At 37.9% G+C, this 17,831-nt stretch carries 22 protein-coding genes; 10 read left to right on the top strand and 12 right to left on the bottom strand.

What is annotated here, in order from left to right:
* Window positions 1-117 precede the first annotated feature (117 nt).
* Window positions 118-1,020 (top strand): LysR family transcriptional regulator, encoded by a 903-nt coding sequence (locus OK414_RS10690; protein WP_013056801.1) that lies wholly within the window; start codon window positions 118-120, stop codon window positions 1,018-1,020.
* A 160-nt stretch (window positions 1,021-1,180) separates the two neighbouring features.
* On the top strand, window positions 1,181-2,251 hold the full coding sequence (locus OK414_RS10685) for a DUF3900 domain-containing protein (protein ID WP_025752107.1): 1,071 nt from the start codon (window positions 1,181-1,183) through the stop codon (window positions 2,249-2,251).
* Window positions 2,252-2,322: 71 nt separating this feature from the next.
* Here OK414_RS10685 and OK414_RS10680 read toward each other — a convergent pair whose 3' ends face one another.
* Window positions 2,323-2,502 carry an H-type small acid-soluble spore protein gene (locus OK414_RS10680; RefSeq protein ID WP_016763902.1) on the bottom strand — a complete coding sequence of 60 codons (180 nt, stop codon included), beginning with the start codon at window positions 2,500-2,502 and terminating at the stop codon, window positions 2,323-2,325.
* A gap of 77 nt (window positions 2,503-2,579) precedes the next feature.
* Window positions 2,580-2,939: a hypothetical protein gene (locus OK414_RS10675; protein ID WP_263045584.1), complete on the bottom strand. Its 360-nt coding sequence runs from the start codon at window positions 2,937-2,939 to the stop codon at window positions 2,580-2,582.
* Window positions 2,940-3,159: 220 nt separating this feature from the next.
* On the opposite strand from OK414_RS10675, the gene OK414_RS10670 reads away from it, so the two are divergent.
* From OK414_RS10670 to OK414_RS10660, 3 genes are all read left to right on the top strand, one after another.
* On the top strand, window positions 3,160-3,468 hold the full coding sequence (locus OK414_RS10670) for a flagellar hook-associated protein FlgK (RefSeq protein WP_013056797.1): 309 nt from the start codon (window positions 3,160-3,162) through the stop codon (window positions 3,466-3,468).
* A 141-nt stretch (window positions 3,469-3,609) separates the two neighbouring features.
* Window positions 3,610-3,756 carry a hypothetical protein gene (locus OK414_RS10665; RefSeq protein ID WP_013056796.1) on the top strand — a complete coding sequence of 49 codons (147 nt, stop codon included), beginning with the start codon at window positions 3,610-3,612 and terminating at the stop codon, window positions 3,754-3,756.
* A gap of 129 nt (window positions 3,757-3,885) precedes the next feature.
* The gene (locus OK414_RS10660) at window positions 3,886-4,098 is read left to right on the top strand and encodes a hypothetical protein (protein ID WP_013056795.1); all 213 of its coding nucleotides are present in this window, start codon (window positions 3,886-3,888) and stop codon (window positions 4,096-4,098) included.
* 60 nt (window positions 4,099-4,158) lie between these two features.
* On the opposite strand, the gene OK414_RS10655 is transcribed toward OK414_RS10660, so the two are convergent.
* From OK414_RS10655 to OK414_RS10640, 4 genes are all read right to left on the bottom strand, one after another.
* A complete protein-coding gene (locus OK414_RS10655; RefSeq protein WP_013056794.1) occupies window positions 4,159-4,593 on the bottom strand; it encodes a MerR family transcriptional regulator in 435 nt (144 codons plus the stop codon).
* Between the two features lie 526 nt (window positions 4,594-5,119).
* On the bottom strand, window positions 5,120-5,728 hold the full coding sequence (locus OK414_RS10650; protein ID WP_034652615.1) for a methyltransferase: 609 nt from the start codon (window positions 5,726-5,728) through the stop codon (window positions 5,120-5,122).
* A 59-nt stretch (window positions 5,729-5,787) separates the two neighbouring features.
* Entirely contained in the window at window positions 5,788-5,967 is a 180-nt protein-coding gene (locus OK414_RS10645) for a hypothetical protein (RefSeq protein ID WP_129542313.1), read from the bottom strand.
* Window positions 5,968-6,060: 93 nt separating this feature from the next.
* Window positions 6,061-6,675, bottom strand: coding sequence for a poly-gamma-glutamate hydrolase family protein (locus tag OK414_RS10640; protein WP_230586566.1), 615 nt, complete (start codon window positions 6,673-6,675; stop codon window positions 6,061-6,063).
* Window positions 6,676-7,066: 391 nt separating this feature from the next.
* On the opposite strand from OK414_RS10640, the gene cyoE reads away from it, so the two are divergent.
* Window positions 7,067-7,984: a heme o synthase gene (gene cyoE, locus OK414_RS10635; RefSeq protein ID WP_016763895.1), complete on the top strand. Its 918-nt coding sequence runs from the start codon at window positions 7,067-7,069 to the stop codon at window positions 7,982-7,984.
* A gap of 24 nt (window positions 7,985-8,008) precedes the next feature.
* Here the strand turns inward: cyoE and OK414_RS10630 are convergent, their stop codons facing one another.
* Window positions 8,009-8,947, bottom strand: coding sequence for a carbohydrate kinase family protein (locus tag OK414_RS10630; RefSeq protein WP_263045583.1), 939 nt, complete (start codon window positions 8,945-8,947; stop codon window positions 8,009-8,011).
* Window position 8,948: 1 nt separating this feature from the next.
* Complete coding sequence (locus OK414_RS10625; RefSeq protein ID WP_026106566.1) at window positions 8,949-9,158, bottom strand: cysteine-rich CWC family protein; 210 nt, start codon at window positions 9,156-9,158, stop codon at window positions 8,949-8,951.
* Window positions 9,159-9,320: 162 nt separating this feature from the next.
* Here OK414_RS10625 and OK414_RS10620 point away from each other — a divergent pair, with 162 nt between their 5' ends.
* Window positions 9,321-10,679, top strand: coding sequence for a D-serine ammonia-lyase (locus OK414_RS10620; protein ID WP_216875111.1), 1,359 nt, complete (start codon window positions 9,321-9,323; stop codon window positions 10,677-10,679).
* A 31-nt stretch (window positions 10,680-10,710) separates the two neighbouring features.
* Here the strand turns inward: OK414_RS10620 and OK414_RS10615 are convergent, their stop codons facing one another.
* The 3 genes from OK414_RS10615 to OK414_RS10605 all read right to left on the bottom strand — a co-directional run bounded on the left by OK414_RS10615 (window position 10,711) and on the right by OK414_RS10605 (window position 14,042).
* Window positions 10,711-12,093, bottom strand: coding sequence for a PH domain-containing protein (locus OK414_RS10615; RefSeq protein ID WP_254176869.1), 1,383 nt, complete (start codon window positions 12,091-12,093; stop codon window positions 10,711-10,713).
* On the bottom strand, window positions 12,086-12,568 hold the full coding sequence (locus OK414_RS10610) for a PH domain-containing protein (protein ID WP_013082919.1): 483 nt from the start codon (window positions 12,566-12,568) through the stop codon (window positions 12,086-12,088). The genes OK414_RS10615 and OK414_RS10610 overlap by 8 nt, the downstream gene beginning before the upstream one ends.
* Before the next feature lie 142 nt (window positions 12,569-12,710).
* Entirely contained in the window at window positions 12,711-14,042 is a 1,332-nt protein-coding gene (locus OK414_RS10605; protein ID WP_013082918.1) for an NAD-dependent malic enzyme, read from the bottom strand.
* Between the two features lie 309 nt (window positions 14,043-14,351).
* Between OK414_RS10605 and OK414_RS10600 the strand changes: the two genes are divergently transcribed.
* On the top strand, window positions 14,352-14,930 hold the full coding sequence (locus tag OK414_RS10600) for a TIGR00730 family Rossman fold protein (protein WP_025752097.1): 579 nt from the start codon (window positions 14,352-14,354) through the stop codon (window positions 14,928-14,930).
* 29 nt (window positions 14,931-14,959) lie between these two features.
* Here the strand turns inward: OK414_RS10600 and OK414_RS10595 are convergent, their stop codons facing one another.
* Window positions 14,960-16,171, bottom strand: coding sequence for a cytochrome P450 (locus OK414_RS10595; RefSeq protein ID WP_216875107.1), 1,212 nt, complete (start codon window positions 16,169-16,171; stop codon window positions 14,960-14,962).
* 285 nt (window positions 16,172-16,456) lie between these two features.
* Between OK414_RS10595 and OK414_RS10590 the strand changes: the two genes are divergently transcribed.
* On the top strand, window positions 16,457-17,188 hold the full coding sequence (locus OK414_RS10590; protein WP_205662796.1) for a ZIP family metal transporter: 732 nt from the start codon (window positions 16,457-16,459) through the stop codon (window positions 17,186-17,188).
* Between the two features lie 83 nt (window positions 17,189-17,271).
* Window positions 17,272-17,817, top strand: coding sequence for a DUF4825 domain-containing protein (locus OK414_RS10585; RefSeq protein WP_016763889.1), 546 nt, complete (start codon window positions 17,272-17,274; stop codon window positions 17,815-17,817).
* Window positions 17,818-17,831: the final 14 nt, after the last annotated feature.

Below are 17,831 nucleotides of genomic sequence, written 5' to 3'. Positions count from 1 at the left end.
GTTTTCTTTATCTTTTTAAGATCACCTGTTTACATTGTAAGTTTTCAAATCAATATAAACAATATATAATTTAGATAAAACTAATCTAATTTTGATATATATAGATGGAGGATGCCTATGGAACTGCGTCAATTACGCTATTTTATGGAAGTTGCAAAAAGAGAACACGTATCTGAGGCGGCAGAATATCTGCATGTAGCTCAATCAGCGATCAGCCGTCAAATCGCGAACCTGGAATCTGAGCTAGGTGTTAGTTTATTCAAACGCGAAGGAAGAAATGTCAAGTTAACAGCAATAGGAAAAGTCTTTCTTGAGCATACAGAAACGGCTATGAAAGCTATTGACTATGCGAAAGAACAAATTGATGAATACCTGGATCCCGAAAGAGGAACGATTAAAATCGGATTTCCCACAAGCCTTGCCAGTCACCTTCTTCCTACTATTATATCAGCCTTTAAAGAAGAACACCCAAATGTTGCTTTCCATCTTAGACAAGGTTCGTATAAATTTTTAATTGAATCGGTTAAAAAAAGAGATATTAATATTGCTTTTTTAGGCCCTGTACCTGTAGAGGACCAGAGTATAGAAGGCCATATTCTATTCACTGAAAATCTTTTAGCCCTTGTTCCTTCTCATCATCCGCTCGCTGAACGGGATAACATTCGGCTGCGAGATTTAAGAAATGAAGATTTTGTGCTATTTCCAAAAGGATTCATTTTACATAAAATGGCCTTCGACGCTTGCAAACAAGCAGGATTCATGCCCAATATTTCATCTGAAGGAGAAGATTTAGATGCGATTAAAGGTCTTGTATCCGCAGGAATCGGCGTCACGCTTCTTCCTGAAAGCACAGTGTCTGAAACGACTCCTCGTTTTACGACTAAACTCCCTATTCATACGCCGCAGCTTCAGCGTACAGTCGGAATGATTATTCCTCGAAATCGTGATTTAGCACCTTCTGATAAAATTTTTTATAAGTTTGTCAAAACCTTTTTTGAACGACTGGAGCAGTATAAATAAGAGAGGCTCCCTGCCTCTCTTATTCTTTGCTTTATACACTATTCCTCAGCTGATCAATTGTATAAGTAGCTCTTCTTCCCCTAAAGCTAACAGGCATTGACGCTTACCGGACTCTTTCTTATACTGAAGTAACTGACTAAAAAGAAACAAGGTGACTGCTATGGATTTTAAAATTAATTTTTTATCATTTTACGTAATACAAGTAGAAGGAAAAGAAGAACAGGCTTCTAAACAATATAAGCATTTTCAAACGCTTGATACAGAAGAATATGACGAAAGTTCCATTAAAGATTTTTTAGATGGTGAATTTAAAAAAATTGTAAAACGTAAAGTAGAGCGACACCCCAAAGCAGAACAAGTGCCTACAAAGCTCGGGTATTTTATAGTTGAACCAGGACACGCTCTCGACTCAAACCCTAATTATAATTTATTTCACCGCACTCGTTTTGCCACAACCAAAGAAGAATTTGAAGAAAATAGCGAACAGTTTATCAATGCATACCTTGATACTGCAGCCGTTCGAGGAGGAGCATTTTTAGTTGTATCTGCTGTTCCAAGAAAATATTTTGATCATGCTTTTGTGTTTATTTTAAAATGTGACTTCGAACCAAAAGTGGCTTCAATTTCAGATGAATCAACCCTTATTCGTCACGTAGAAATGGCGATTACTACTAAAAACATGAAATCTATTCAATACCCATACATGCCTGAAGAAGGAATGGTCGAAGAAAGTGAACTTGTCATCCACCAAGCGTCTCACGCTCGTTACTTTGAAGATTTCTTGAAATTCATTGACTACAACGAGCCGATGCCCGAGATTATGAAAACACAAGTGATGGATATGGTGCGTGAACACGTCAGCGAAACGTTTGAAGCAGAAAGCGTAGAACTCGAACAGTTTGAATCAGACATGGAACTGTGGGCAACAAGTGAAAAGCGCGAGCTTCAAGAACGCTTAGATACGCATCAAGTCATGGAAGCCGCTGCTCATATCGTCGAGCATACGCCTGATGCGGAGCTTAAAATGAAGCTTGGCGAAACAGAGATTAAAGGACTGTTAGCTGATTTCGGGGAAAATATTCACTTAGCGAAAGTAAACGGACGCTACGTGGCGTTAATTGAAGCAGAATCGATTCTGTTTGAAAAAGGCGCGTCTCCGATTGAGTTTCATAAGCCAGGTGATTTGCACGGGATTATTGAGAAAATCAGCAGTAAGAAATGGGAAGAATAAATAAAAGCCAGAGAGTACAACATAGCTCTCTGGCTTTTATTTAACTGAAAAACCAGCTCTATTTATCCACCTTAATTCTCTACTAATTGGCTCACGGAAACATTTTGTTCATTTTCCGGCTTACCTAGCGGATAAATTCTTACCGTATCATTTTCTTCGCTTACATGTTGAATATAAACGGCCGTATCGTTATACGTAACGTTAGCCATAACGGGTGAATCAGCAATTTGTTTTGCTCGCTGCTTGTCCATGTTTCTTCCCCCCTCTATGCTGATATACATATAAGGTTTGCTCAAAGAATAGATGCTATTCGCCCCCTAGAGCAGTTCTACCGTTTTTTAGCGGTGCAGTAGCCAAGGTAAAAAACGAAAGAAGTATAGCTAATGAATGCAGCTCCAGCCAGCAAGAGCATTTTGTGATGATGCCAAAGGGCCGCATATGTTTTGATGAAGATTCCCTTTGTAAGTAAAATATATTGATACACAATAAAAGCAACCACTAAAGCAAGAAACAGCACTCGAAACAAACGAATGAAATCAATGTTAGATAAAATGGAAGCAGCTTTTACCCAGGGCGATGTAGGAGGCTCCGCTTTTTTAGTGCTTCGGCTCTTCGACTTTTGTTTCTTTGCAGGCGGAGCTTTTGATTCTTCTATTTTAGGTGCTGGTTTTTGTTTTCCTTGAGCCATCGGTCACTTTCCCTCTTTCTTAAATAAAGTGTCTAAAAAAGAAGCTTTTCTATTTTGCATATTCAAGAAAGAACCGGCTATCTCCTTTTGACTTTTAAAAATACTTTCCTTTTTTAAATACAGAATGTCTTTAGGTATGTGCCTATAGCATTTTTCTTATCTTCGCATACGTTATATCGTGTTTGATTTGAAATTACTATCTAAAAGGAGCGGTGCCCTAATGAACCCTTATTATTTCAACCCTGGATACATTCCTCAGCAAGTTGATTACTCAGTTCAACAATACTATCCCCCTTACGTACCACAGCATGAAGAATACGATGAAAGACAGCAGCTTCAAAATCTTGGAGGATTTGAACGAAGAATTCGTGCCCTTGAGAGACAAAATGAGGAGCAAGTCAGAGAAATTACTCGTTTAAATCGAGTTGTGGAGCGACATACTGATCGTATAAACAGATTAAATCAGCGCTTACGCAATGTAGAAAGAAGACTTAACATTCCATTTACAGCAAGCCAGGACGGATTTTAAACTCACCTTAAGCATTCCCGTTTCTTTTGAGCGAGAATGCTTTTTTACATGTCTTCCGTCATTTTTGATAGCACAAAGGATATTTGATTAAACTTTACATAAAATAAAATTTGACTATGAAAAAGAAAAGGAGAAAATCACATGAAATCCCCTGTTGTTATTTGTCCTAACTGTCATTCTCAAAAAGAGCTTGCTACCGTTTTAACTGCTCAGTCCAATCAAAACGTGATCTATACATGCTCAGCTTGCGGCTATAAGCTGACAAACATTAAAACAAGCAAAGGATAATCAGTATCTCTCACCTCACTTAGTACCTATACTCAATACGTTCTTCTGTCCATATACAAAAATTAACGTTTACGTAAATGTTATTAATTTTGTATACTGATAGTATTATGGGAAAGGGAGTTGAAGAAGTTGAAGTTTAAAATGAAGGAACGCGGGCAGCTGCATTTGAGTCCCGAAGGAAAACAATTAATTTTAGACTTGTACGAATCAAATATGATGGAATCTGTAAATGAAGCTTTGGATGCTGAAACAAGAAGCTTTCACAGTGGAAAAGCCGATGGGATACAGGCTATTTTACTTCTTTTAGGGGTACAGCTAGAAGAAAACACTTCACAATCATAAATGAATGCGCTATAAAAACCGTAAAAGCAGACGCACTCTTCTGGTGAATGCGCCTGCTTTTTATGATTCTTCCTGCTCAAATTTTACAATTGCAGTCTTAGCACGATCTCTCAGTGACAAAAGGTCAGACTCTACTTTTAAGATATTCTTCTTTTTCTGTTCAATCAGCTTGAGCTGCTCTTCTACCGTATGTAACACTTGCTCTAACTTTTCTTTTTGTTGACTTGTTCCTTTCACTTGCCTATAATCCATCTTTTGTATTTCAAGAGTATCACTTAAAGCAAGAAATTCCTGTAATTCTTGAAGTGAAAAACCCATGACTTCTTTGGCATTCGTAATCTTCTTTAAAAATTCTACATGTTCTTCGGTGTACAGACGAAATCCACCTTCACTTCTTGGAGGTGCTGGCATCAGTCCAATTTGTTCATAATAACGAATTGTACGTTTTGTTAAACCGCTTTGCTTCGCTACATCATCTATTTTTAGTTCACTCATTTTTAAATCCCCTTTAATCAATTAACAATGTCAACTTTTCATACTTGTTACTATTATACACTAACGCTAGATATCTCAAAACAAATCTGAACAGCTGTGCACTTATTTAAAAATAAATAAGCAATTTCTTTACCCTTTTTTAGAGTAAAAAAATTGCTTATACAGTATATTATGCTGGATTCTTTTCTCTAAAACCTTATCATAAGGGCCGTTTTTGTTAATTTACGATTTAGCATACAAATTAATAAATTTGTTTTTGAGAGTTCTTATTTCTATCCACTAAATGTTTATTAACTTGTATGTAGCCTTCTCTTTCTGTACTAGCCCCGCCTGCGCTGAGTACACCGATAGCCACGCATGCTATCCAACCTAATTTCATTATAACAGAAAGCGCTTACATAATAAAGTGTTATGCTTTAATTTCTAAAAAGTTATAAATGAAATCAGCAGGTCTTTTTCCACCTCCTGCTGATTTGTTAAATAGAACCGTCAAGATACAGCTTTATCAAACAGTAAATAAGTCGTCCTAATAAGCTACTTTATAAATCAAAAACCGTTCATATGGGTTTTTACGATCCAACTCTGGCAGCATTACGTCTTCTTTTAAAATAAAAGAAGGGTGTTTTTCGAGATGATGAAGATAATCCTCCGAACTATAATATAAAATCAAATCAATCTCGCGCTTATTCTCTTCCCACGAAAGCAAAATATTGTTCACTACTTGGATAAAGATTTGAACTGAAAAAGGATTAAAAAAATAGAAGCAGTTGTCTAGTGGATGAATCTTATATTCCTGGGCTAAACAACACTGAAAATGAATAGGATGTTTGCGGCCCTTGGCTTTTTTCAAATAGCGCCTCTGGTTATCTATGGCCTGCTCATAAAAATGTTCATTCATTTCTATCCCTACAGCGGTGGCATTGCACAGGTAGTTCACATAAAAATTCAGCCTTCCTTTTCCACATCCGAAGTCGACAATTCTATCACTGCTTGTTAGCTCATACTGAGTGAAAAGTGTTTCTAATGCACTATAAGGCGTGGGTTCATAACGATGGTAATGAAATGAATCGTTGAATCCCTTTTGTTCTCCCGTTGTTTTTATATTTAATAAAGCGTCATAATATTGCTCATTCATGGCCAATCTCCTGTTTATAGTTGTTGAAAAAGAGAAAGAAGGACAGATGCCCTTCTTTCTCACTCTACTTTCACACGCATTTCTGATATTTTAAGACCAATCTCTTCGATTAACTGCACAGCTTCCGCTCGCTTTTGATCATCTAATATGCTGATTCCCCGTACGTCTACGCTTTTTAAATATCGATAAGAGGCTTTAAGACGTTCTAAGGTATCCTCTTGGTCAAATGTTTTCATCATTATCTCCTCCAGTATATGTAGTTACTATATGTATACCACAAACATGTCCGTAATAAATCTAACCTGTTTAATAAATACTATAACGTATCTGATTTATCTAAGAGGAAATGCACTTCTAATAGCTGATATATACTCAAAAAATTCTTGGGTTTTCGAATTTTTACGTTCATTTCTCGTGTTAGTTGCAAAAAAAGCTTCTCTTTGCGCTTTACTTATCTCAATTTGCACACCCATCCGCCTAGCTGTTTTATTGGTTATATTTCTAGGGCTTGTACCGGAAAAAGGGTCTTGATCTGATAAAATTTCTGTACTAAAACCTTTAGAAACAAGCGCTTCATACACTTTGGATCTTAATGCCTTGTCAGCACCGCCGATTTTAGTGTGTTTTTTATTTTTATCATTGTATCCATGAAAAGATACGGCATAGTCTTCTTTCGATATAATAGTTAGCGCATGAGGTTCATCAAAATGAGTGGATGTGATATGAAGATCGGCATTTCCTGCTTTCTTTAACCCTTCAAATATATAATACGAGTATTCGTTTCCTGCTAGCCCAACAGCAAGTTCGGATGTTCCAGTTTCGATACCTCCGCCGTGTATCGCAAGCATAATAATGTTAGAAGGTCTGATTTCGAATTGAATTTTGTAGTCTTGGTTGTATACTTCATGAGAGGCAAGTTCAGAGAAGCTAGCATATTTATCTGGCATCATATATCCTCCTTGTGAATAAGACATAGTAAACAAACTTATTAGTTCTTTCTTTAATGTACCACATCTTTTCTTTCATCACATACTATGTGATTGCAATTACCAATAAATATGGTACGATTAAGTTCGAGTTTCTTGCTCGTTAAAAGTTCACCAGATAGTCAAAATTTTCATTTTTAAGCATTCCATTTTTATCTTATAATAAAGGATGTACTTATTTTTAATTGGTAATTCGACATTTTTCTTTGTTTTTTTAAAAAGTTCAAGGAATGTTAACAAATTTTACGAGCAACCTTGATGTAATTACGATATTTTTTTGTTAAAATAGTTTAGTTGATTAATAAAGATTAGGTTTATTCATGTAGGAATAAGCTCAAAAAGGAGAATTGCTGTGAAAAATACCGAAGTTATCACAAAGGAATCACTTCCTATCAATCAGTATTTTTCCCGGGAAGTAATCAGTGCTATTATAAAAACTGGGATTATTAAATCGAACTCACTAGGAATGGTTGCTGGGCTTTGTCTCGCAATTGCTGTTAATGACTTAAGCTTTGTGACACAAATTCCTATCATTATTTTGGCTTTAATTGGGACATCCTTTGTCGTAGGAGGAGCTGGGGCAGTTAATAACTTCTATGACCGTGATATTGATGCAATCATGAAACGTACGAAAGACAGACCGACGGTAACAGGAGCGGTCAACCCTAAATTTGCTCTATGGTTAGGACTGGCTTTATTTGTTATCGGTGTAGGTATTTTATTTTTAGTTTCTAACATGGCCGCCATTATGGGTATTTTAGGATTTTTCTTTTATGTAGTGCCTTATACTATGCTTACAAAACGTACAACCATTTATAATACCGAAGTCGGAAGTATTTCTGGAGCTATGCCTCCAATCATTGGCTGGGCCGCTATTTCACCAGACTTATTTCATCCGGTAGCAATTGGATTGTTTGTATTTATGTTTTTATGGCAGCCTCCTCACTTCTACGCTATTGCGATTAGAAGACTTGAGGAATATAAAGCCGCAGGTGTACCAATGCTTCCTGTAGTAAAAGGTATCCGTCGTTCCAAAGTCCAAACGCTTGTATACCTAGTGATTTTACTAGCGTCATCTTTCTTATTTTTATCGTTTAGTAAAATTATCGCATTTACAATGTTCGGTTTAACACTAGTGTGGATGCTTCTTGGGATTGTTGGATTTAAAAAATTAGAAGATACAAAATGGGCTACTTTAATGTTTGTGTTCTCATTGAACCATCTTACGATTATTTTTGCCCTGATGATTATACTGTCATTTTTTAAATAATAAACGTTCAAAAGCAGGTAGCTATCAGCTACCTGCTTTTATACTAGATACATCTTTTGCTTTCAGTGAAATCATTCCTCCGTATCTCGCCGAAACTGCTCCACCTAACGCGTTGGCAAACCTTGTGTACTGCTTCCGTGACTCCTCACTTTCAGGTAATCCTTTTTCATGAATACACCAGAGAATTCCTGCCATAAATGCATCACCCGCTCCCGTCGTGTCTATCGCCTGCACTTCATTTGCACTTACATGAAGCGCTTGATTTGCAGTAACGGCTACTGCGCCATTTTCTCCTTGAGTGACCCATACGTACGGAATATGATACGCTCTCAGTTTTTCTAGGCTTTCTGTCAGATCTGTTGAATTCATCAAAAATAGGAGCTCCTCTTGAGAGATTTTCAAAATGTCTGTTTCGGACAAAAACGGTGTCACGATATTTCTACATGCTACTTCACTTTCCCATCTTTTCATTCGAATATTTGGATCAAACGCTACAAGCATACGATGTTTTTTTGCGAGCTTCACAGCTTCTTTTGTAGTTTCCTGGGAAATCGGATGAAACAACGTCCCTGATCCAAAATAAAAAATCGCTGCCTGCTCAAATAAAGCTTCCTGCAGCTCATGTTTGTACACTTGCTCATGAGGTGTAGAATCTATGTAGGAATGGAAGTAACGATCTCTTTCTTTACTTTTATGTACATACACTTCACAAACTTTTTTAATCTCCGATATTACACAGCCGCTTTGATTCACTCCTTCAATTAAAAGCTTCTTTCTTACAAAATCACTTGTTTCATCACTGCCTAACTTGCAGATATAATATGCTTTTGCTCCTAACTTCTGAACTCCGACTGCTATATTAACCGTTGTGCCTCCTAAAAAAGGGTCAAAGCTGGTGTTAAATTCGTTTTTAGCAATATAATCAATAAATGCCTCACCGTATGAAATAACTCCTTTTTTCACGTTAATCCTCACCTTCTTTCTTCTGTCTCCCAACGCATTTGACGCATACACACGCTTTTCCTCTGCTTTCTAAAGGAATTTGTTTAAACAGATCAGAAGTAAAAACTTTCTGCATGCACCAACACTTTTCTATTTCTCTGCCTTGCACAGAAGCACAGTTATTTTTCTCTCCGCAGATAGGACATCTGCTATCATCGCCTGAAAATGCCATAAATTCCTCTCCTTTTTTCTATGCAGTTGTATAGGTTATGTTTATTAGTATACAAGAGGTAGTTAAAATGCGCTTTCTACTTTTTGATATTTTCATTTTCAACTTCTCTTATTCTTGATACTATACATATAAAGGAAATAACATATTGAGAAAGGAGCCTTTATGACGACACATTTATTTCACCAAAAACCCCTTGCTACATGGATGCGTGAATATCCTTTATTAACACCTTTAATCAATAAGCAGGAAACACTTTGGATAAATCCTTATTTAAAACCTGCTCAAGAAGCACTTTCATCTCTTTCTTTACATACCAAAGATATAAAAGATGCAAAAGAGCGACTTTCTCGCTTTTCTTCTTTTCTTCAAATCGCTTTTCCGGAGCTAAAAGCATCAAAAGGAATCATTGAATCACCTCTTCAAGAAATTACGCACATGAAAGACTATTTAAATCAACAAATGACTAACAAGCTGCAAGGGACATTGCTGATGAAATGCGATCATGATCTTCCCATATCAGGTTCTATTAAAGCAAGAGGCGGTATTTATGAAGTATTAAAATTTGCTGAAAGTCTTGCTATCAAAGAAGGACTCCTTACCGAGGAAGACAGCTACGCTCTTCTAGCTGAAGAACGATGTAAAAAGTTATTTTCTTCTTATTCTATTGCAGTAGGATCTACCGGTAATTTAGGTTTAAGCATTGGTATTATAAGCGCCGCTCTCGGCTTTAACGTCACCGTCCATATGTCAGCCGATGCGAAGAAATGGAAAAAAGATCTGCTTCGTTCGAAAGGCGTAACCGTTATTGAATATCAGTCTGACTACGGAAAAGCCGTGGAAGAAGGACGAAAGCAAGCCGAAGCAGACCCCGCCTGTCATTTTATCGACGATGAGCAGTCTAGAGATTTATTTCTTGGTTATTCCGTTGCGGCTTTACGTTTGAAAAAGCAGCTAGCCGAGCTGCAGATTCAAGTAGACGCCGAACACCCTTTATTTGTCTATTTACCTTGCGGAGTAGGCGGAGGTCCTGGCGGTATTACGTTTGGATTAAAAGCAATATACGGTGATCACGTTCACTGCTTTTTTGCTGAACCTACCCACTCCCCTTGCATGCTGCTTGGATTAATGACCGAGCTGCATGATGGCATTTCCGTTACGGATATTGGACTTGATAACGTAACAGCTGCCGATGGACTAGCCGTAGGAAGGTCATCTAGCTTTGTAGGCGAAACGATAAAATCGCTTATTAGCGGAATTTATACTGTAGAAGATGATCAGCTTTTCCGATTCATTTATGAGCTAGCCAATCGTGAAAATATGTATATAGAACCTTCAGCAGCGGCTGGTTTACAAGGACCTCTTCACCTGATGGAAAGCGGGTCTTCATATATACAAGCGCAAGCACTAGAAAACGATATGTCAAAAGCTACTCACCTTGTATGGTCAACTGGAGGCAGTATGGTGCCAGCTGAGGTGATGAATAGCTATTACGAGCAAGGAAAAAATTTAATGAATGGATAACGTCAAAAGGCATGGAGAACAATGATGTTCTTCATGCCTTTTTAGAAGAAGTAGCTTGCAGAAAGATAGGATGCCAAATTTCAAATGGAAAATATCCCGACTTATAGCTGCCGCTTGTACCCATAGTTGAAATTTTTATTTTCCTGTATCCTTTTTTCCATAAAAAGGTTCCTGCAAACACCTCAATTTGTTCCACTTTCTTTCTTCTTATAATCGTTGTTTTTCGTGTTAAAAACTGCGAGCGAATACTGACAAATACCTCGTCCATCATTAAGCCGCCTTGGCGATACCCTAACCAGTGAATAAATACGTACGCAAGGCATAGCACGGCAATAACCCACACGAACATTGATTTCCAAAAGCTGATGCCAATCCCTGCCGCTGCAAATAACAAGAGCGGTAATAGTAATGGGTACCATGCATATTGAATCGCTGTATTTCTTGGACACTTTATATATTCATAGTGCGAGACATATACGTTCATTAATGCTGAAATCTCTTTTTGCTGGATAAACGGGTGTAAATAAACCTTTTCTTTTAAATCAGAGGTTACGACGTTTAACGAAACGGAAGACCATCCAAATAAGCGTCGAAGCAACCCTTCCTCTATCGTAACAGCCTGTATTTTATGAAAAGGAATCGTAAGGGATTTCTTATTTAACAGTCCGTATTTAATATGTAGATAATGATCGTAGCGTTCTACTGTAAAACCGCCAAATCGTATCACATATAAAACGATAGACAGCACATAAGCAAGCACCACAATTACAGCCACTAATACAAATAAACCAAGCATTGATTGATGAATCACTTCTTCGTAAGCTGTCTTCACCCAGCGGTTGATATACGTATCAATATACTGATAGAGAAAACCAAGAGCAGCAAATATATAGCCAAAATTCCCGGAAAACGCAGCAGCTAACGCCAGCTGTTTCACCGACACTTTCATCATATGTTCAGGACTTTTTTCTCTTATTTCCGGCTGACTTCCCGACAGCTTTAACGTATCTTTAAGATGGTGCGCTTCTTTTAGTGAAATACCAGATAAATCAATTTCAGCATCCTTACCGCTGCTGGCCGTGTCAATACGAAGCCGGGCTAAGCGAAGAATTCTAAAAACAAACGGCTGATCTAACTGAATCGATTGAATGCGATTTCGTTGAATAAATCGTTTTTCTTTTTTTAAAATCCCTTTATGCAGACGCACTTCCGTTTCCGTTACTTCATAACGAAATTCCCTCCAAGTAAAAAAAGCAAATAAAGCGACTACGCCTCCTGCTAATAGCGTTGCCCACCAATATGTAAACAACAGGTGCCGATTGACAATAAATACAAACACAAAAGGCAGGATATTATTTTTTATATGTTCTATAAATGCTATTGCAATATATAGCGGATGCAGCCGCTTACTCATCTTCATCATCTACCTCTGCTAGTCTAGCAATATACTCCCGCAGTGCTTCAGCATCTCTTTGTCCAAGTGCAGGAATTTCAACACTTCCAGCGGCTGTGATGATTTTAACAGATGCCAAGTCAAATTTTCGAAAAATCGGCCCTGTCAATGTTTCAACGTGCTGCACTTTCATAAGCGGGATTTTCGTATGATACCAGATGAATAGCCCTCTTTGTACATCAATTTGAGTATCTGTTACTTCATATGAATATACATTCATATATACATTTGGAGCTATAATTGTATATATGATAAAGCTCACGACTAATAGTCCAGCTGATATCCATCCAATAATTGACCACCAATCAAAAAAATGAACGAGTAGAAAATAACCCGCTGTTGCTAGAAGCCAAAGGCTATGCGTAAAAATGGATTGCCAGCGCATCGCTTTTTTAGCCTCGAGGGGCAATTTGCCCTTTAAATGTTCAAACTCCATAAAAACTCCTTTCTCTACCTTTTTCACTATTTCTATTACTATATTACGTTAAAAAAGGAAAAAAGTTTCATAGTTTGCTATTTTTTTATTACTTTTTGATGAAAAACAAACAAGGCTGCCTATTTCGAGGCAACCTTGTTTGTTATCGATAAACTCCGTCTTTCTCTCCGTGTACAACAGCCGCTCTTTCAACTGCTTCAGATACTGCTTCATGTACAGCTAGATTAAGAGGGTGAGGAACTAAATCGCCTGGACGCGTTGAATTCGCAATGGCTTCAGCTGCAGCTACAAGCATCGTATGCGTAATATCGCGCACCCCTGCATTTAACACTCCTCTGAAAATACCTGGGAAGCCAAGCACATTATTCACTGACCTTCCGTCAGTAGCGTAAATAGCTCCTGCTTCAAGAGCATCTTCAGGTTCAATTTCTGGCTTTGGATTAGAAAGTGCTAGAATAATTTGCCCTTTTCGGATCCATTCTTTTTGTATTAAGCCAGGTACACCCGTTGTCGCAATAACAATATCACAGTTCTCCATAAGCTCTTCTAATGAATCCGCTACTTTTCCACCGTAGCTGACTAAGCGTTCATTCGCTTCAGGAGACTTATCAGCTCCTATCACCTGTTTGACACCGTAAGCCATGAACATTCTGCAAGTAGCGATACCGGCAGCTCCTAAGCCAATCTGCCCTACTTTTGCTTCTTTCAAATTCACACCTGTGCTGCGACAAGCTGAGATAGCTGCTGCTAGCGTCACAACTGCTGTTCCGTGCTGATCATCATGCATAACTGGAATATCGAGCTCTTCTTTTAAACGTTCTTCAATTTCAAAGCAGTGAGGCGACCCTATATCTTCTAGTAAAATGCCGCCGAATCCCGGTGAAATATTTTTAACCGTTTGAATGATTTCTTCCGGCTCATTTACATTCAATAAAATAGGGATAGCGTTTACATTGGCAAGCTGATCAAATAACGCGGCTTTTCCTTCCATAACGGGCATTCCTGCAACTGGACCAATATTTCCTAATCCTAGTATAGCGGTGCCATCTGTTACAATTGCAACCGTGTTTCCAATGCTCGTATAAATCTTCGCTTTGTCCGGCTGTTCTTGAATAGCACGGCAAACGTTTGCTACGCCTGGTGTATACACTCTTCTTAAGTCAGCGATCGACTCAATTTTCATTTTGCTTTTCATTTGAATTTTACCGCCTTCATGCGCATGAAGGACTTCATCTGATACTGTATGTAAAATAATTCCTTCTAAACTACGAACCGCTTCAAGCAATTCCTCAAGCTGGTCTTCACTTTCTACTTGAACCGTAATGCTTCTCATGGTGTAGTTATGTCCTACTTTAACGGTTTCAACCTCGCCAATGTCTCCTCCAACATTTCCGATAGCTGTTGCTACTCTTCCTAAGTTTCCGGGTACAGTCGGTGTTTGTACCATTAACGTGCGTATTAAATTATTCATCATATCCCCATATCCCCCTTGTCCTAATCCTGCAAGTACGTACGCTTACTAAATGAAGCGTTTAAAACGGTCGAATTCCCCATAAGTTCATGTTATCTACTTATCTTACAAGTAGATCTATACATACTATCTTTTTCACCAAAGGAAAAGAAATAGATAACGCTTTCAAACAGACGTTTCGCTTTGATTATAAGCAAAGTTTTTAGAATAATCAAGCGATGACATTGTGAAAATTCATAAATTATTAAGAAGGAATTTGTTCTTCATAAACAGAAAAGACTTATATAGAGAAGAAACAAAGGAGTGAAGCAGTTGAAATCAATTTGTGTGTTTGCAGGATCAAGCGCTGGAATAAAAACAGAATATAAAGAGGCCGCCGTCTCGCTAGGACGCTATATGGCCCAAAAAAACTACCGGCTGATTTACGGAGGCTCACGAATGGGTCTGATGGGAGAAGTTGCAAATGAAATGCTTCAGCACGGAGGCGAAGTCATTGGCATTATGCCCCGCGGTTTGTTTAGCGGTGAAATTGTTCATACCGCGCTGACAGAACTTATCGAAGTAGAGAGCATGCACGAGCGAAAAGCAACTATGCACGAGTTAGCTGATGCTTATATTGCACTTCCTGGAGGTTTCGGAACATTTGAAGAGTTGTTTGAAGCTCTTTGCTGGGCTCAAATTGGTATACATAAAAAACCAGTAGGGTTATTAAATGTGAACGGCTACTACAACCCGCTTATGCAAATGGTTCAGCATGCCGTAGATGAAGGATTTTCTACGGATTCTGCTATTCGTCTAATCAACATTTCTGATACTCCCGAACAGCTCATCTCTTCAATGGACACCTACACGTCTCCTTCAGAGGACCAAAAATGGAACACTGAAAGCTAAAAAGCAAGCGCATCATTTGCGCTCGCTTTTCAGGCGTTATTAAAAGCAATTTCATATTTTTTTACACCAAAAACAAAAGGGCTATCTATTGGCTTTAAAGACTGATTCTGAACTTTGGAAAATCCCCCTTTTTCTAGTAACTTAGTAAAAGCAATTTTCCCTTCCATTCTTGCTAGTGGTGCTCCTAAGCAAAAATGGATGCCAAATCCAAAGCTCACGTGAGGATTTGTTTTACGATGCACGACAAAAGTGTCAGGCCATTCAAACTTAGCTGAATCTCTATTTGCACTCGCTGCCCAGCTAATTACCTGCTGTCCTCTTTTAATCTTACACTCTCCAAGTTCTACATCTTCAGCAGCTATGCGTCCAATCGCTTGAATAGGAGGATAATAGCGAAGCGTTTCTTCTACCAGGTTCGGAACTAGCGATATGTCTCGACGAACTTCATTCTGCACGTCTACATCTTCTGTCATATACCGAACTCCGTTCGTAATTAAGTTTGTTGTTGTCTCATTACCTGCTACTAGCAATAAAATACAAAACCCCAGCACTTCCTCTTCTGTTAAATGCTCGCCGTCGATTTCTGCTTCTAAAAGAAGCGAAATGAGATCTTCTTGTTTATTTTGCTGACGCTCCGCGATAATTTCTTTAAAATACCCTTGTAAAAAAATCACGCCTTCACTACGCTTTTGCATCATTTTCGCAAAAGCTTCGTCTGAATTATTTTCGGCACCGCTCACTAAGTCATCGGAGTACTTTTTAAACAGTGCTCGGTCTTGTATTGGTACTCCTAGCAGCTCTGCTATTACAATAATCGGCAGTGGTCCAGCAAAGTCTTCTACTATATCAAACTTTTCTTTGCTGCTTACTTCATCTAATAAATAATCTGCAATCTCTTCAATATGACCCTCCAAGTGCTGAATAGCTCTTGGCGTAAAAGCTTTGTTTACTAAATTTCGTAACTTTGTATGTTTTGGAGGATCCATCATTAAAATACTTTCTTGGCGTTCTTCCATTGCTCGTTTGGATGAAAAAAGCGACGGGTTTTTTAAAATATACTTTACTGTTTCATAATCAAATACATCCCAGCAGTTTCGGCTTTCATCGTAACGAATAGGTGCCTCTTGACGCAGGCTATTATAAATATCAAATGGGTAAAGCTGCTGTTCAACGGATTTAATTTCTTGCATAGGAATTAAATTAGCATAACGATTTTCTCTTTTCACTGCTTTTGGATTCATCTCGTCTTCCTTCTTTCGTTTAAAAGTAAAACTCGGTAAGGTTTTTAATCGACTATAGATAAAAGAATTTTTTTCCATCTTTTATCTTTTGATAAGCCTATCACAAGGTTTTTTCACTTTCAACGGACATAATCAGAAAATTTTGTCAATTATACCGAAGACTTATTTTATTTAAGGTCTAAATAAGTTATTTTTTCCCATTTTTTTAGTTCTTTTATCTTGTTTCATAATAATCATAGAGATGGTTACACTACAAGTAAGTACGTAAGAAAGTAGGGATCTCATGTGATGGATGCCCTTATGTGGGGTGGTGCCTCAGGCTCAGCTGTATTAATTGGCGCTATTATAGCTATTTTTGTACCTTTAAAAAAACAGTTGACTGCTTATATTATGGCTTTTGGCACGGGCGTTTTGTTAGGAGCTGCCGCTTACGAGCTTATTCAAGATTCGGTAAAAGAAGCGGGAATTATTCCTTCTTCTTTAGGCTTCTTAACAGGTGCAGGACTCTTTACTCTTCTTGACATGACCTTAGCTAAAAAAGGCGCTCACAAAAGAAAACGTTCGGACCACCTTGTCCCCGCTAGCTCGGGACTAGCCATTTTTATTGGTACTATTATGGATGCTATACCTGAGTCACTTATGATTGGCGCAAGTTTGATTGAACAGCACCACGTTAGCTGGCTGCTTGTTGTCTCTATTTTTATCAGCAATATACCGGAAGGAATCTCCGGGACAAGCGGACTACTAAAAAGCCAATACAGCCAAAAGAAAATTTTTTCATTATGGCTTTCAGTTTTTTTTATATCAGCTCTTTGCTCTTGGATTGGATACTTATTTCTTCAAGACGCTACCCCAAAGATGATGGGTTTTATTGCCTCATTCGCCGGGGGTGGAATTGTGGCAATGGTTGCTTCTACGATGTTGCCGGAAGCTTTTGAAGAAGGTGGTCCTGTTATTGGTTTTATTGCCTCATTAGGGTTATTAACTTCTATTATTTTGGATTATCTGTCTTTTTAATGAATAAACTTATATTTTGTATGAAACAAAATATATAGGTCTTTCGTCTTTACAAGTAGATATAAACAAAAGGAGTTACCATTATGAAAAAAATATATACTTCTCTTACACTTTGTACAGTGTTCACTTGGCTATCAGGGTGTGCCTATGCACCTCATAATAATCTGTCTGCCGAAAGAGTCTCTGCTTCTTCTATTCAATATACTTCTTCTTCAAAACATGAGGCTTCAGTAGAGGAAATTACAAATAAACTTCCAGGACACGTTTATTTAAAAGGTATAGCCTTTCAAGATACGCAAAAACCTTATTACTTAGCAATTAATTACGCTGCAATAACTAATCAGCATACGTTTGAAAAAAGCTGGACGTCTGTTAAGACCAAACGCATACTTTTACATAACGCAACCATTTTACTTTCTGCCGTACAAAATGCTGACAGCGTTCACTTTACTATTAATACGACTGTTCCTCAGACAATCACTATTACTCGAAAAGAGTTAACAGACTTCTACGGAATAGATCTTCGGAATTATAATGACGTGAAACAAGTATGGAAAGAAAAATTCGAAGGACAGCAAGAAAAAATCGAGGAATTTTATGATGCACATCCAATTACGGAAATGCAGTAAAAGCGGCCCATGGC

The organism is Priestia sp. JV24 (assembly GCF_025910025.1).
Taxonomy (GTDB): Bacteria; Bacillota; Bacilli; order Bacillales; family Bacillaceae_H; genus Priestia; species Priestia megaterium.
This window is presented reverse-complemented; position numbering and strand designations above follow the sequence as displayed.

Bases quoted from the DNA above. Each gene is read 5' to 3' on its own strand.
- OK414_RS10650 (WP_034652615.1), bottom strand. From the start codon at position 5,728: ATGAATGAGCAATATTATGACGCTTTATTAAATATAAAAACAACGGGA.
- OK414_RS10680 (WP_016763902.1), bottom strand. From the start codon at position 2,502: ATGGACAAGCAGCGAGCAAAACAAATTGCTGATTCACCCGTTATGGCT.
- OK414_RS10665 (WP_013056796.1), top strand. From the start codon at position 3,610: ATGAAATCCCCTGTTGTTATTTGTCCTAACTGTCATTCTCAAAAAGAG.
- OK414_RS10675 (WP_263045584.1), bottom strand. From the start codon at position 2,939: ATGGCTCAAGGAAAACAAAAACCAGCACCTAAAATAGAAGAATCAAAA.
- OK414_RS10615 (WP_254176869.1), bottom strand. From the start codon at position 12,093: ATGAGTAAGCGGCTGCATCCGCTATATATTGCAATAGCATTTATAGAA.
- OK414_RS10610 (WP_013082919.1), bottom strand. From the start codon at position 12,568: ATGGAGTTTGAACATTTAAAGGGCAAATTGCCCCTCGAGGCTAAAAAA.
- OK414_RS10645 (WP_129542313.1), bottom strand. From the start codon at position 5,967: ATGATGAAAACATTTGACCAAGAGGATACCTTAGAACGTCTTAAAGCC.
- OK414_RS10625 (WP_026106566.1), bottom strand. From the start codon at position 9,158: ATGGCATTTTCAGGCGATGATAGCAGATGTCCTATCTGCGGAGAGAAA.
- OK414_RS10640 (WP_230586566.1), bottom strand. From the start codon at position 6,675: ATGCCAGATAAATATGCTAGCTTCTCTGAACTTGCCTCTCATGAAGTA.
- OK414_RS10620 (WP_216875111.1), top strand. From the start codon at position 9,321: ATGACGACACATTTATTTCACCAAAAACCCCTTGCTACATGGATGCGT.
- OK414_RS10670 (WP_013056797.1), top strand. From the start codon at position 3,160: ATGAACCCTTATTATTTCAACCCTGGATACATTCCTCAGCAAGTTGAT.
- OK414_RS10685 (WP_025752107.1), top strand. From the start codon at position 1,181: ATGGATTTTAAAATTAATTTTTTATCATTTTACGTAATACAAGTAGAA.
- OK414_RS10690 (WP_013056801.1), top strand. From the start codon at position 118: ATGGAACTGCGTCAATTACGCTATTTTATGGAAGTTGCAAAAAGAGAA.
- OK414_RS10655 (WP_013056794.1), bottom strand. From the start codon at position 4,593: ATGAGTGAACTAAAAATAGATGATGTAGCGAAGCAAAGCGGTTTAACA.
- OK414_RS10605 (WP_013082918.1), bottom strand. From the start codon at position 14,042: ATGATGAATAATTTAATACGCACGTTAATGGTACAAACACCGACTGTA.
- OK414_RS10585 (WP_016763889.1), top strand. From the start codon at position 17,272: ATGAAAAAAATATATACTTCTCTTACACTTTGTACAGTGTTCACTTGG.
- OK414_RS10595 (WP_216875107.1), bottom strand. From the start codon at position 16,171: ATGAATCCAAAAGCAGTGAAAAGAGAAAATCGTTATGCTAATTTAATT.